Below are 13,417 nucleotides of genomic sequence, written 5' to 3' on the forward strand. Positions count from 1 at the left end.
CGGTTCTTCAGCTGTTGTCGCAGTTCAGGCCGGCCAGGTCGACGGAGTCGGCCATGGCCGCCATCCCCTTGTCGTTGGGGTGGATGTGGTCGCCGCCGTCGAGGAACGGCAGCATCCGGGCCTGGTCGTAGGGGCTGCGCAGGATCCGGTCGAAGTCGGCCATCCCGTCGAACTCTCCGCTGGTGCGGATGTACCGGTTCACTTCCTGCCGGACGGCCTCGCCCGCCGGGTCCCATTCCGACCAGCCCTCGAACGGGCCGACGGTCGAGGCGACCACGCACTTGCCGGCCGCGTGCGCCCGCCGGACTATCTCGCGGTACCCGGCGATCAGGTCGGCCGCGGTGACCCCGGTGTGGGCCTTGATGTCGTTGACCCCCTCGAAGAGGAAGACGGTACGGACGCCCGGCTGGCTCAGGACGTCGCGGTCCAGCCGGTTGAGGGCGGCCTGCCCGGCGCCGTTCGCGAGGACCTTGTTGCCGGAGATGCCCTCGTCGGCGACGCCCTTGACCTCGGTGTCCGCCTTCTGGAGCCGGCGGGCGAGGTAGTCGGGCCAGCGGCGGTTCTGGTCGGTGGTGGACGCCCAGCCGTCGGTGATGGAGTCGCCGAGTGCCACCACGGCCCCGGTGGCCGGGTCGGACGGCCGTACGGAGACGGCGTCCAGGTACCACCAGGAGCCGGTGGTGTCCGTCCAGTTGGCGGCGCTCGCCTCGGCGGTGTGGTCGCCCTGGTCGGTGTAGGAGGTCTGCATGGCCATCCAGTGGCCGGTGCCCGGGCCTGCCGCGTCCGGGCTGTGCAGGCTGACGACCAGGTTGCTGCCGGCGGGCAGGTTGCCGGGCAGCGGGTCGCTCCACGCGGTGGCGCCCGCCGGCACGGTGACCGTGCGGGCGCCGTCGAAGGTGAGCCGCTTGTTGCTGCCCGGCTTGAGGGCGGCGCCCTGGCTCTGGAGGCCGGCGTAGACGCTGTCCAGGGTCAGCGGGCGGTCACCGAACGCGTTGGAGAGCCGCACCCGCACGCCACTGCCGGCGGCACTGGTGTGCACTACCAGCCGGTAGCCGCGGTCGGCGGTGCCCTCTCCCATCTGGTCGGCGCTGGCCCCCCAGGTGACGACGTCGTGCCGGGCGGGCGCGGCGGCCTGGGAGGCGGGCTCCCACATGAGGGCCGCCCGGGCGGCCCCGGTCTGGCAGGCGATCGTCGCCAGTAGGACGGCGGCGAGGCTCAGTACCCGCGAGAACCGGCCGGTCACCGCGCGAAGTCCTTCAGCGTGACGGACTGGCCGGGCTTCAGCGTGACCGTCCGTGCCTTACCGCCGTACACGACCGTGGTCGTACGGCCGCCGACGCTGCGGATCCGGGCCTCGGTCGGCTTGCCGTCGTGCCAGCGCAGGTCGACGACGAAGCCGCCGCGCGCGCCGGCCCCGGTGACCGAGCCGGAGGCGGCCCAGGCATCCGGGAGGGCGGGCAGGAGTTCCAGATGGCCGGGGCGGGAGTACAGCAGCATCTCCAGGATCGCGGTCGGGGTGCCGAAGTTGGCCTCGATCTGGAAGATGCCGCGGCCCTGCTCGACCTCGTAGATGTCGAAGAGGTTCGGCGAGGTGCCGTTGCTGCCGTTGCTGGACGGGCGCAGGTTGCGGACGACGAGCTGGTAGGCCTTGTCGGCGTCCTTCAGCCGGGACCAGCACAGGGAGCGCCAGGCGTTGGCCCAGCCGAAGCTGTCCATGCCGCGGGCGGTGAGCAGGGCGGTGGCGCCCTTGACGATGTCGGCCGGGGTCGAGCCGTCGGGGCGGATCCGGTCGCCGGGGAAGAGGTTGAACAGCGGCGAGAGGTGGCGGTGGGTGGTCTCGCCGAGGTTGTCCGGGGACATCCACTCCTCCAGCCAGCCGGTCTTGGGGCTCACCACCGGCAGGTAGAGGCGTTCGCGCAGGCCGCCGATGGTGGCGGCATATCCAGCATCTCTCTTCAGCTCGGCCGCTGCAGTACGGAAGTTCCCGAACAGGATCCAGACCTGTTCCTGGGCGTAGGTGATGCCCTTGGCGTCCAGCGGCCCCTGCTCCGGCGACCAGTCGCTGTCCGCGATCAGCACCTCCTTGCCGTTGTCCAGGGTGGTGGTGAGCAGCCGCGCCTCCCAGAACTCGCAGGCGCCCTTGAGGAGCGGGTAGATCTTCTCCAGGTGGGCGCGGGACCGGGTGAACTCGTAGTGCTCCCACAGGCTCTGGCACAGCCAGGCGTTGCCGGCCGGGTGCCACCACCAGCCGCCTCCGCCGAAGGGGTTGGTGGAGATGCCGACGGTCCAGCCGGCCACCTTGCCTCGGGAGTTGCGGTAGCGGTTGCGGGGGTCCTGGAAGAGCCGCTGGGTGGTGTCGGTCCAGGACGGGAGCTGGTCGACGCAGTAGTCGGTGAAGGCGTCGAAGCACTGGGAGAGACCCAGCCGGTCGGCCATCCAGTAGTTCATCTGGATGTTGATGTCGGTGTGGTAGTCGCCCATCCAGTCCGGGTCGTTGCCGTCCAGCCAGATGCCCTGGAGGCCCATCGGCAGGCTGTCGCGGGAGCCGGCGATCATCAGGTAGCGGCCGAACTGGGCGTAGGCGGCCTCGAGTTCGGGGTCGGGGTCGCCGGTGTCGGCGCGGGCCTGGATGCGGGCCCAGGTGTCGAGCCCGCGCTGGTCCGCGGTCGAGGTGCCGAGGGAGAGGTCGAACTGCCCGAACAGCGCCCGGTGGTCGGCCGCGTGGGTGCGCAGCAGGGTGTCCGCCGAGTTCCGGGCGGCCGCCTTGACCTTGGTGCGGGCCAGGGCCAGCGGGTCGAGGGAGGGGTTGCGGTAATGGGCGGCGGCGTCCGGTGCGTAGTCGGTGCCGCCGCTCAGTACGACGGTCAGCTCCCGGCAGTCGGTGAAGGTGATGCGGGAGCCGCTCACGCGCACGCTGCCGCCGCTGCCGTAGGCCTTGACGGCGGCGCCGTACTTCAGCCCGTTGGCGAACGACCCGGCGAACGACTCGGCGGTGCCGCCGGTCTCCCCGTGGGTGCCCTCGAAGGTGATCGAGCCGGTGTAGCGCCCGCCGCCGTCCTGGCCGAAGTGCAGCACGATCACGTCGTCGGGGCGGCTGGCGAAGATCTGCCGCCGGTAGGTCACTCCGGAGCGCACGTACGACGCCGTCACCACGCCGTTGTCGAGGTCGAGGGTGCGCCGGTAGCCGGAGACGGCGCCCAGGTCGTGGTCGGGGATCTCGACGGTGAGCCGGGCGAGCAGGGTGAGGGAGCCGAAGTCGGCGCGGCCGTAGGGGAACTGGCCGTCGGAGTCGAGGGTGTCGTTGAGACCGCCGGTCCACAGGGTGGCGTCGGTGATCAGAAGGAGTTCACGGCCCGAGTCGTTGCTCGCGAGGGCGCCGAGCCGGCCGTTGCCGACGGGCAGCCCCTGTTCGATCATCGACCCGTCGCCGGCGGGCGCCTGCCACCAGAGCTGGTGCCGGGGCGTGCTGAGCGGCTCGGAGGATCGCAGCGGGGCGGCGGAGGCGGTGAAGGAGGGAAGCCCGGCGAGGGCTCCGGTGGCCGCGGCGAGGGCGAGAAAACTGCGTCTGCTGGGCTGGTTGTTCTGCATGACCGGTTCCTTTGGAGTCAGGCGGGGAACAACGCGCCCCGTCAGGGGCGCTGGGGGCACCCCCGGCCGAAGGCTGGGGGAGGAACTGCGCAACCGGCCCCCACCGGCCCGCAGTTCCCGAACAACGCACTTACCGAGGTGACTTCGGAACGTCGATCCGGTCGACGTCCGGCGCGTACCCCGACCCGCTGTCGAACGTGATCGTGTTCGCACCGGCCTTCAGGGTCACCGGCACGCTCACCGTCGAGACGGTCCCCCAGTCCCCGGTCGACGGGAACTTGTGGCTGGTCCCGGCCCCGGAGTTCGCGGAGATGGTGGCGGACCGGGAGTCACCGCTGATGTAGGCGACCTTCACCAGGTACGTACCGGCCTTGTCGACCGTCACGTTGTTGATGGTCAGCTTGCCGCCCTGGTACAGGTTTCCGACCTTCTTCTGCCCGGAGCACGCGTCGCACCCGGCGACGGACGCGTTGCCGCTGAGCGTGTTGCCGCTCGCCTCGGCCTCGTACCCGGTGGACGCCAGCGCGGCGCCCTTCGGCGTCACCGTGAACAGCCGCGAGCCGTGCGCCGGCAGCGCCTCGGTGATCTTGTTCTGGAAGCTGCCGAGGCTCTCGTGGTTCCACAGGTCCCGGACCGACGCCTTGCCGCTGAAGCCGAGGGCCGTCCAGTCGGCGGTGACCGCCGAAGGCGAGTCCGCGAGGTTGAACAGCGCGACCGTGTAGGTGCCGTCGGCGTTCTTCGCGGCCCAGACCTGCTGCGGGTCGGACGGGGTGATCGGGCGGGCCGGCGGGTTGGCGCTCTGGTCGATGCCGATGACCTCGCGGTTGGTCAGCAGGGAGACGCCGTAGTCGTCGAGCTTGGTGATGTCGTCGCCGGTGAACAGGGGCGACTTGGCGACGGCCCAGAGCGTGGCGTAGCTCTGCCGCTCGGCCTTGGTGAGGCCGTCCATCGCGCCGTTGCCGACGTCGAGGGAGTCGAGGTCGTTCCAGCCGCCGGGGCCCGCCTTGCCGGTCCACGCCGGGGTGTCGTCCCAGCGGTCGTTGACCGAGTTCTCCCAAGTGACAAGGGTGTTGCAGTAGCACTCGACGTCGGTGTCGATACGCCAGCCGTTGGTGTACTTCTGCCAGTCGGCGGCGTGCCCGTAGTCCAGCGACCAGGAGGCTTCCAGGTGGATCGGGCGGCCGGTGGCGGCGATCGCCTTGTGCCAGGCGGCGACGTCGGCGACGTTGTCGTACTGGTCACCGCTCTTGCCCGAGCCGGGGCCGACGCCGTCGAGCTTGAGGAAGTCGTAGCCCCAGTCGGCGAGCATCCGGGCCTGGGAGTCTATGTACTTCTGCGCGCACGGCTTGTCGAAGTCGATCTTGTAGGCGCTGTCCCAGCCGTTGGTGGTGCGCAGGTCGCCGTAGACGATGTCGGCGGTGGTGCAGCCGTCCGCGTTCCAGATCGGGGTCTTCCCGTCGCCGTACGCGCCCTTCTCCAGACCGGCCGGGAGGTAGATGCCGGCCTTGAGGCCCTTGGCGTGGATGCGGTCGGCGACGGCCTTCATACCGCTGGGGAAGCGGGCCGGGTCGGCCTTCTGGCGGCCGTACTGGTCGTAGCCCTCCTTCCAGTTCCAGTCCATCCACCAGCCGGCGTCGATGTTGACGTAGTCGTAGCCGTACTTCTTCAGCTTGCTCGCCATGGCGTCGGTCTGCTTGAGGACGTTCGCCTCGGTGAGGTAGCTGTAGTCGCCCTTGTCGTTCAGGCCCGGGTACTTCGACGACTGCATGCTCCAGCTCGACCAGCCCATGTAGGGCTTGGCGGCGATGGGAGCCGGCGTGTCGGCCTGGGCGGCGGGCACGGCGGCCGCGAAGGCGGCGGTGAGTGCCATGACGAGGACGGTTCTCAGCCCGCGCGCGGGCAGGACGGAGTGTGAAGGTGACCGCATGGGCCCTCCTGGGTTCAGGGTCTCGGGCGGCTCAGCCCTTGCCCGTTGGGGTGGGAGAAGAGGTGATGAAGGACTGGATCGCGGCGGCCGCGGCCCCGCGCGCCCACTCCTCGAAGGGGAGTGGGCGGGTCTGTACGTCGCACCGCGCGGCGGAGCCGAAGGCGGCCGCGGTGAACGAGTCGAGGATCTGCTCGGCGAACAGGTCGTAGGCGGCGAGTCCCTCGCCGGAGATGATCACGCGTTCGGGGCCGAAGAGGTTGGCGACGGTGGCGATGCCCCGGCCGATGGCCTCGCCCGCGCGGGCGTACACCTCGCGCGCTCCGGGCACGCCCTCGTGGGCGAGGGCCACGGCCTCGGTGGAGTCGACGACTTGACGGCCCGTCACCTCCCGCATGCGGGTGACGATCGCGGCGTCCCCGGCGATCGCCTCCACACAGCCGCGGTTGCCGCAGTGGCAGAGCGGCCCGGCCGGGTCGATGGCCACGTGCCCGATCTCCCCCGCGACCCCGTGCGCGCCCGACACCACCCGACCGTGGATCACCAGTCCGCAGCCGATGCCGGCGCCGACGGTGACCACCGCGAAGTCGGAGAGCCCGACCCCGGCGCCGAACCACTGCTCGGCGACGGTCAGGGCGCGTACGTCGTTGTCGACGACGACCGGCAACCCCGTGGTCATGGCGGCGAGTTCGGCGAGGGCGACGTCCCGCCAGTCGAGGAAGGGCGAGTAGCGGACGGCACCCTCCGCACGGTCCACGTCACCGGAGATCGCGATACCGAGGCCGAGGACGGGGGCACCGAAATCCTCGGCCTCGGAGCGCAGTTCGCGGGTCAGCTCGGCGATCGAGGTCAGGACGGCCCTGGCGGCACGGTCCGTGACCGGCAGCCGGCGGGCCAGACGGATCCGGCAGCACAGGTCGGTGAGTACCGCTATCACCTCGTCGCCGGTCACCTTGACCCCGATGAACAGTGCGCGTCCGCCGTCGACCCGTACCAGGTTGGCGGGGCGCCCGAGGGCGGGCCGGGCCTCACCGTCGGCGTCCTCTGCCAGGTACCCGGCCGCCAGCAGCGGCCGGACGGCCTTGGTCACAGCCGCCGGTGACAGGCCGGCCCGGCGGGCCGCCTCCAGCCGGGTGAGGGGGCCGTGGGACAGGACCGTGGTGAAGATCTGCGAGACGGCCGGCGTGTGGGCCGGAAACGTTTCAGCACGGGTGGTGGAGCGCATGGCCGGGAACTTAGGTGGCTTATTTTCCGCTGTCAATAAAAGAAACAGGAATCACCTGAAGGTTGACTGTGAGGCTCCAGTGGCCTTCAAATGTCGGGTGTGCAGGGGAGGTTGCCACGAGATACGTCGTTGTCGGTGCCGGGTCGCACAATCGCCGTATGACGACGGTCGACTGGCACCGGCTGACCCACGCCTATGGCCGGGCGGACGACATCCCCGGCCTCTTCGCCCGGCTCGGCGGCACCGAGGACGACTCGGTGTGGAGCGAGTTGTGGTCGGCGCTGTGCCATCAGGGCTCGGTGTACGACGCGAGTTGGGCCGCGCTGCCGACGCTGGCGGAGATCGCGTGCGGACGGGCGCCCGGCGGGCCGGCCGATGCGCTGGTGCTGGCGGGGGCGATCACCGCGTACGCCGAGGACCCGCGCCGCAAGGTGTACGAGCGGGAGATCGGCGAACTCCTCGCCGTCGGGCGCGGGTTGCTGACGGATCCCGGGATCCCCGCACCCTCGTTCGTGATCTTCCTCCAGTCCGTGCTGGCCTTCGAGGGGGCCGGGGTCTGGTCCGAGGCGCTGGAGGGGGTGAACAGTGAGGAGTACGAGGTGGAGTGCCCGCAGTGCACGGAGGGGCTGTTCGTCGCGTTCGGCCGGTACGGGACGTTCGTGTCCGCCGGGGACTATGTGACCGGGCCCGGGGCGGACGCGGCCACGGCGGGCCGGGGCGAGCTGACACCCGCCCGGCCGGACCGGCTGACAGGGGTCGGTGCGCGGCTGTATGGCGAGGCGGTGCGGGCGGGGCAGCCGGCGGTCGCCGAAGCGCTGACCCACGTCTTCGGGCAGGGGCGCTGCCCGTCCTGCGACACGGCGTTCTCGGTGGCCGAGCTGGTGGCGGAGCAGTGGGTCTGATCCGGGTGCCCGGCCCCCCGACGGGGCACCCGGATCAGCGGTGCGGCGGGCCCGTCAGCGGCGGGCGGCCGGCGTGTTGGCGGCGGTGACGTTGACCGCGGCCCAGGCCTGGTCGACCGTCCGGTACTCGGCGCTGCTCGCGCCGTAGAGGTCCGTTGCCGCCTTCAGCGTCGCGATGCGCGCGTCGTGGAAGTCGGTCGAGGAGACCATGTACCGGGTCAGGGCGCGGTAGAAGATCGCCGTGGCCTTGGCGCGGCCGATGCCTGTGACCGTGGACCCGTCGTAGGTCGGCGAGTCGTAGGTGGTGGCGCCGATGGTCTTACGGCCGCTGCCCTCGGCGAGCAGATAGAAGGCGTGCGAGGAGACGCCCGAGCCGGCGTGCACCTCCGCGTCCTCCACCGCGGGCGACCAGTAGTCGACCGTGCCTTCGAGGACGTCGAGCGAGGGGTGGTCGAGGCGGCGCAGGAACTTCTGCGCGAGGCCCAGCTTCTCGCCGAGGAGGTAGTTCGGCGGGTTCTTCGGGTTGTTGGCGAAGAACTCGACGTTGGAGCCGAAGACGTCGGCCAGCGACTCGTTGAGCGCGCCCGGCTCGCCGAACTGGTTGCCGTCGTTGTCGACCCGGGTCGGTTCGAGCTTGGCGGTCGCGTCCACCACGCCATGGGTCAGTTCATGGCCGGTGACGTCGAGGACGACCAGCGGCTTCTTGATCTCGTCGCCGTCGCCGTCGCCGTACAGCATGCAGCCGCAGGTCGAGTCCCAGAAGGCGTTGCCGACCTTGTTGCCCCAGTGGACCATGGCGCGGGCGGGCTTGGAGTTGTTCGCGATGCCCTTGCGGCCGAAGGTCTTCTTGTAGAAGTCCAGGGTCTCGGTGATGCCGTACTGGGCGTCGGCGGCGGCGCTGCCCCTGTTGGTGGTGGCGCCGTTGCCCCAGCTGTCGGTGGTGCTGGTGAACTTGGTGCCCTGGGCGAAGCTCTCGGTCTCCTTGCCCTTGGCGTCCCGGGTCTCGGTGCCGTAGCGGGTGGGGTCCTTGAGCAGGAAGCTCGTGCGGGCGGTCTGCGTGGTGGTGAGCGCGACCTTGCCGACGAAGAGCGACTTGCCGGAGCCGTGCGCGGTCACCGGGTAGTGCGGGGCGGCGGAGACGGACGAGCCGGCGAAGGCTTCGGCCTGTGCACCGATGCCGGTGGCCGGGTCGACGGTCTCGCCGCGCCGGCGGAGGGTCTTCAGCACCTTGGGCGACAGGAACTGGTCGCTGTCCGGCGTGTTGCTGCGCACCTTGCCGGTGAGCGCGTCCACGACGACCGTGCTGGAGCCGGTGTCGCCGTCGACCGGCACCTGGTAGGCGAGGGCGGCGGCGCCGTCGCGGGCGTCCACCACGAGCTGTGCGGTGCCGGCGTCGCCACCGGCGGCCGAGGCGGCCTTCTCCTCCGCCTGCCGGGCCGTCAGCTTCGCCTCGGTGACGGCGGGCTTCACGGTGTGGTCGGCCGCGCGGGTGACACCGGTGTAGGCCAACCGACGGGAAAGATGGACGACGAGGTCGCCGCCGAGCACCGGCATGCCCCGGTGGGTGCGGACGAAGCGGACATGGCGCGCCCCTTCGGGGTCGATCATCACGTCCTGTGGCTGGAGCTCGTCGCCCGCGCCGACACCGGTGGCCGTGGCGTGGGCGAAGGCCGCGGCCCGCGCCGCCTGTACCACCTGCGCGGCCGTGGTGGCGGCGGCCGTCTGCTGTGCCCCCGTGGTGGGACCGGCCAGGGCCGTATCGGCCAGGCCCGTGGCGACCGCCACCACTGCGACGGCGACCGCCACGCTGCGTATGTGCGCGCTACGCACTGATCAGGGTTCCTTTGTTCGGACGGCGGTCGAGGTCACCGACCGCCGTGCGGCATGGCGCTGTCGGGCGCCAAGGGGGCTGGTCGGGCCCCGGGCCGCAACCCTTCCGGACGAGTCATGTTCATGTAAAGCGCGGTTCGTCGCTTTTCTTGCTTTTCGTGGCAATACTTTGCGAAACCGCACCGCATGGTGATCGCGGGATGACCAACTGTGCGTCGACTGTGGAGATGTGACGGGATGCGAGAAGGTTCCCTGAACGGAATGTGACCCATCTCGCATCAGAAACAGCGCAGAGAGGAGCAGGGTCCGGATGGTGGTCTCGGCAATGGCGGGCAGAAGCGCGGTACTCGGGGCGGTGGCGCTGTCGCTGCTCACGGTCCCGGCCCAGGCGGCGCCCGGGAGGGCGGGAGCGGAGCCGCAGCCGGCGGCCGCCCTGCCGGCTCCCGACACCGCGGGGCTGGCCGCGGTGCTGGACTCGGTGGTGGCGCAGGGCGCGCCCGGCGCGCTGGCCCGGATCGACGACGGCACGAAGGTCTACGGGAGCACGCGCGGCCTCGCCGACCGGAGCACCGGACGCGCCCTCACGACCGCCGACCGGTTCCGCGTCGGCAGTGTCACCAAGACCTTCTCGGCCGTCGTCCTGCTGCAGCTGGTGGACGAGCACAAGCTCGCCCTGGACACCTCGGTCGACCACTATCTCCCGGGGCTGCTGCCGGACGATCGCATCACCGTGCGGCAGGTGCTGAGCCACCGCAGCGGTCTGTACGACTACACCAACGACATGTTCGCGAGCAGCGTGTCGGGCTTCGAGGCGGTCCGGAACAAGGTCTTCACCTACCGCGAGCTGGTGAACCTCTCCCTGGCGAAGCCGCGCACCAACGCGCCGGGCGCCGCCTACTCGTACTCCAACACCAACTTCGTGGTCGCCGGCATGCTCATCGAGAAGCTCACCGGGCACAGCGTGAAGACCGAGTACGAGAACCGCATCTTCCGGCCGCTGCGGCTGAGCGACACCTTCTACGTGCACCCCGACACGAAGATCCCCGGACAGCACGCCAACGGCTACCTCACCTCCGACAAGGCGGGCGCCGAGCCGGTCGACGCGACGGACCAGACGGTGTCCTGGGCGCAGAGCGCGGGCGCGATCATCTCCTCCGCCCGCGACCTCGACACCTTCTACTCGGCGCTGGTCCGCGGAAAGCTGACCTCGGCCGCGCGTCTGGCCGACATGGAGCGCTTCAGCCGCGTCAACTCCACCACCTCCTACGGCCTGGGCCTGCGCCGCCGCGACCTGTCCTGCGGGATCTCGGTGTACGGCCACACGGGCGCCGTCCAGGGCTACTACACGTACGCCTTCACCAGCAAGGACGGCAAGCGCAGCCTCACCGCGCTCGCCAACGCCTCCAACAACTCGGCGGTGCTCAACACCCTGGCGGGCACGCTGGAGTCGGCGTTCTGCGGCAAGCGGGCCGTGACACGGAGCTCGGCCACGCCGGTCGAGCGGGAGGACGTGGCGCCGGCCGCGCCGCGGGAGCAGTAGCGCTGGGGGGAGCGCCGCGCGGTGACGCCACGGAGCGACACCTCGAAGTGACGCCTCGCCTCGCCGGGGGAACCTCGCGCCCGGGCCGGACGTTCTACCGGCGACTCCCCCACCGGGCGCGATGTTCGGCCCCTGACCTCGCAGAGGCGGCGCGATGAGCGAGCTGGTCGCCGGGGGCAATCTGCCCCTTCCGGGCGGCGCGCTGACGCTGCGGGTGCCCGGTCCCTTCGACCTGTCGGCACTGATCACCGACGGGAGCGGCAAGGTCGGCGGCGACGCCGACTTCGTGTTCTACAACCAGCCGGACGCGCCCGGCGTCCGGCTGCGCGGCGACACCCTGACCGTCGAACCGGCCCTGCTGCGGACCGGCGCCGAGCGTGTCACCCTCGCGGTCACCGCCGCCGAGCCCGGCACCCCGCTCGGCCGGCTCCCGGCCGCCGCACTGCACGTCGCCGACCGTCTCGGCCGTACGGTGGCCCGCTTCGCGCCGTCGCGCCCGCAGACCGAGACGCTCCTGCTGCTCGCCGAGATATACCACCGGGCCACCGGCTGGAAGCTGCGCGCGATCGGGCAGGGGTACGCGGACGGACTGGCCGGGCTGGCCCGGGACTTCGGTGTCGATGTCGTCGAGGACCAGCAGCCTTCGTCCGGTTTCCGCGCGGCCATCCCCGCGCAGCGCACGGCGGCCGGGCCGCCCCGGCCCTCGGCGACCACACCGCCCCGTCCCCCGGCCACCGCCCTCCCCGATCCGGACGGCCTGCTGCGTCTGGTCAACTCCGCCCGCGCCGGGGCCGGTCGCCCACCGGTGGCCCCCGACGCCCGGCTCACCTCCGCCGCCCTCGCCCACGCCGGCGCGATGGCCGACGCCGGGCGGCTGGCCACCGAGAGCCGCGACGGCGTCTCCGTCCACCAGCGGATCGGCGCCACCGGTTTCGCGTATGTCGCGGTCGGCGAACACCTCGTCTCCGGCCCCCGGACCCCGGCCGAGTTCGTCGACTACTGCCTGCGCACCGAGGACGCCCGGCGCACCCTGCTCGACCCGGCCTTCACCCACGCCGGCCTGGCCCATGTCCGCGGGCCGGGGGACGGGGACACCTACTGGACCGCACTGTGGGCCAGACCCCTCACCCCGGCCGCACTGGCCCGCACACGTTCCGAGGTCGTCGACCTCACCAATGGGGAGCGCACCCGGGCCGGGCTGCGGCCGCTCGCGGTGGATCCGCAGCTGGCGACGGCCGCGCAGGCGTACAGCACGGACATGGCGACCCGAGACTTCTACTCGCACACCTCCCCCGAGGGCACCCAGCCCTGGGACCGGGCCGCCGCCGCGGGCTCCCGGCGGCGCACCATCGGCGAGAACATCGCCTGCGGCCAGCGCTCGGCCGCCGAGGTGGTGGACGGCTGGATGAACAGCCCCGGCCACCGGGCCAACATCCTCAAACCGGAGTTCACCCACATAGGCATCGGCTTCGCGGGCGGCGGCCGGGCGGGTACCTACTGGACCCAGCTGTTCGGTGCCTGAACCGGTACCGTCCGCGATCTTGGCGGAACGGGTCGGTCCGGGACACCATGCCCGGCATGAAGGGTGATCTCTTTTCCAGCGAGCACATAGTGCTGCCGTCCGTCGAGCCGGGCATGACGGTCGAGAACGCGAAGTGCCTCAAGTACGCGGTGAACGGCGAGATGTACGCCCGTCAGGGCGCGATGATCGCGCACCGCGGCAGTCTGAAGTTCGAGCGCAAGGGCCAGGGCGTGGGCGGGATGCTCAAGCGCGCGGTCACCGGCGAGGGGCTGCCCCTGATGTCCGTACAGGGCCAGGGCGAGGCCTGGTTCGCGCACGAGGCACAGAACTGTTTCATCGTCGAGGTCGAGCCCGGCGACCAGTTCACGGTCAACGGCCGCAACGTCCTGTGTTTCGACGCCTCACTGTCGTACGAGATCAAGACCGTGAAGGGCTCCGGCATCGCCGGCGGCGGTCTGTTCAACAGCGTGTTCACCGGGTACGGCAAGCTCGGGCTGATCTGTGACGGCAACCCGCTGGTGATACCGGTCTCGCCGCAGACTCCGCTGTACGTGGACACGGACGCGGTGGTGGGGTGGACCGCGCAGCTGCAGACCTCGCTGCACCGCTCGCAGTCCATCGGCTCGATGCTGCGCGGCGGTTCGGGCGAAGCGGTCCAACTGATGCTCCAGGGCGAGGGGTTCGTGGTGGTGCGGCCGAGCGAGCTGACCCCGCAGAAGGCACAGCAGCACTGACGTCCCGTCCGGTGATCCACACCACGCAGGCAACCCCGGTGGCTGTACCCACGTCTTGATTCACAACAGCGAAGCCCTGGCCCCCGCGGCCAGGGCATATTTCGGGCGCACTATACGCACCGTGTATACATGCCATGTATAGACGAGGTGTA

At 71.0% G+C, this 13,417-nt stretch carries 9 protein-coding genes; 4 read left to right on the forward strand and 5 right to left on the reverse strand.

Features of this window, described 5'->3' with window-relative positions; genetic code table 11:
- Positions 1-7: 7 nt before the first annotated feature.
- The 4 genes from EDD90_RS02335 to EDD90_RS02350 all read right to left on the reverse strand — a co-directional run bounded on the left by EDD90_RS02335 (position 8) and on the right by EDD90_RS02350 (position 6,737).
- A complete protein-coding gene (locus EDD90_RS02335; RefSeq protein ID WP_398928416.1) occupies positions 8-1,153 on the reverse strand; it encodes an SGNH/GDSL hydrolase family protein in 1,146 nt (381 codons plus the stop codon).
- An 86-nt stretch (positions 1,154-1,239) separates the two neighbouring features.
- On the reverse strand, positions 1,240-3,588 hold the full coding sequence (locus EDD90_RS02340; protein WP_123971488.1) for a glycosyl hydrolase family 95 catalytic domain-containing protein: 2,349 nt from the start codon (positions 3,586-3,588) through the stop codon (positions 1,240-1,242).
- A gap of 130 nt (positions 3,589-3,718) precedes the next feature.
- A complete protein-coding gene (locus EDD90_RS02345) occupies positions 3,719-5,515 on the reverse strand; it encodes a CBM35 domain-containing protein (RefSeq protein WP_123971489.1) in 1,797 nt (598 codons plus the stop codon).
- A 31-nt stretch (positions 5,516-5,546) separates the two neighbouring features.
- Entirely contained in the window at positions 5,547-6,737 is a 1,191-nt protein-coding gene (locus tag EDD90_RS02350) for an ROK family transcriptional regulator (RefSeq protein WP_123971490.1), read from the reverse strand.
- A gap of 158 nt (positions 6,738-6,895) precedes the next feature.
- Here EDD90_RS02350 and EDD90_RS02355 point away from each other — a divergent pair, with 158 nt between their 5' ends.
- Positions 6,896-7,639 carry a hypothetical protein gene (locus EDD90_RS02355; protein ID WP_123971491.1) on the forward strand — a complete coding sequence of 248 codons (744 nt, stop codon included), beginning with the start codon at positions 6,896-6,898 and terminating at the stop codon, positions 7,637-7,639.
- A 54-nt stretch (positions 7,640-7,693) separates the two neighbouring features.
- Here the strand turns inward: EDD90_RS02355 and EDD90_RS02360 are convergent, their stop codons facing one another.
- Positions 7,694-9,469: a M4 family metallopeptidase gene (locus EDD90_RS02360; RefSeq protein WP_123971492.1), complete on the reverse strand. Its 1,776-nt coding sequence runs from the start codon at positions 9,467-9,469 to the stop codon at positions 7,694-7,696.
- 310 nt (positions 9,470-9,779) lie between these two features.
- On the opposite strand from EDD90_RS02360, the gene EDD90_RS02365 reads away from it, so the two are divergent.
- The 3 genes from EDD90_RS02365 (at position 9,780) to EDD90_RS02375 (ending at position 13,265) form a co-directional block, all read left to right on the forward strand.
- A complete protein-coding gene (locus EDD90_RS02365) occupies positions 9,780-11,009 on the forward strand; it encodes a serine hydrolase (protein WP_185148878.1) in 1,230 nt (409 codons plus the stop codon).
- A 154-nt stretch (positions 11,010-11,163) separates the two neighbouring features.
- Entirely contained in the window at positions 11,164-12,531 is a 1,368-nt protein-coding gene (locus EDD90_RS02370; protein WP_123971493.1) for a CAP domain-containing protein, read from the forward strand.
- A 56-nt stretch (positions 12,532-12,587) separates the two neighbouring features.
- Positions 12,588-13,265, forward strand: a complete 678-nt coding sequence (locus EDD90_RS02375; protein ID WP_123971494.1) for an AIM24 family protein — start codon at positions 12,588-12,590, stop codon at positions 13,263-13,265.
- Positions 13,266-13,417 lie beyond the last annotated feature (152 nt).

Source organism: Streptomyces sp. Ag109_O5-1, assembly GCF_003814875.1.
In the GTDB taxonomy this organism is placed as follows: Bacteria; Actinomycetota; Actinomycetes; order Streptomycetales; family Streptomycetaceae; genus Streptomyces; species Streptomyces sasae.

Excerpts from the sequence above, each read along its gene's own strand:
- EDD90_RS02345 (WP_123971489.1), bottom strand. The coding sequence starts at position 5,515 with ATGCGGTCACCTTCACACTCCGTCCTGCCCGCGCGCGGGCTGAGAACC.
- EDD90_RS02375 (WP_123971494.1), top strand. The coding sequence starts at position 12,588 with ATGAAGGGTGATCTCTTTTCCAGCGAGCACATAGTGCTGCCGTCCGTC.
- EDD90_RS02340 (WP_123971488.1), bottom strand. The coding sequence starts at position 3,588 with ATGCAGAACAACCAGCCCAGCAGACGCAGTTTTCTCGCCCTCGCCGCG.
- EDD90_RS02335 (WP_398928416.1), bottom strand. The coding sequence starts at position 1,153 with ATGTGGGAGCCCGCCTCCCAGGCCGCCGCGCCCGCCCGGCACGACGTC.
- EDD90_RS02370 (WP_123971493.1), top strand. The coding sequence starts at position 11,164 with ATGAGCGAGCTGGTCGCCGGGGGCAATCTGCCCCTTCCGGGCGGCGCG.
- EDD90_RS02350 (WP_123971490.1), bottom strand. The coding sequence starts at position 6,737 with ATGCGCTCCACCACCCGTGCTGAAACGTTTCCGGCCCACACGCCGGCC.
- EDD90_RS02355 (WP_123971491.1), top strand. The coding sequence starts at position 6,896 with ATGACGACGGTCGACTGGCACCGGCTGACCCACGCCTATGGCCGGGCG.
- EDD90_RS02365 (WP_185148878.1), top strand. The coding sequence starts at position 9,780 with ATGGTGGTCTCGGCAATGGCGGGCAGAAGCGCGGTACTCGGGGCGGTG.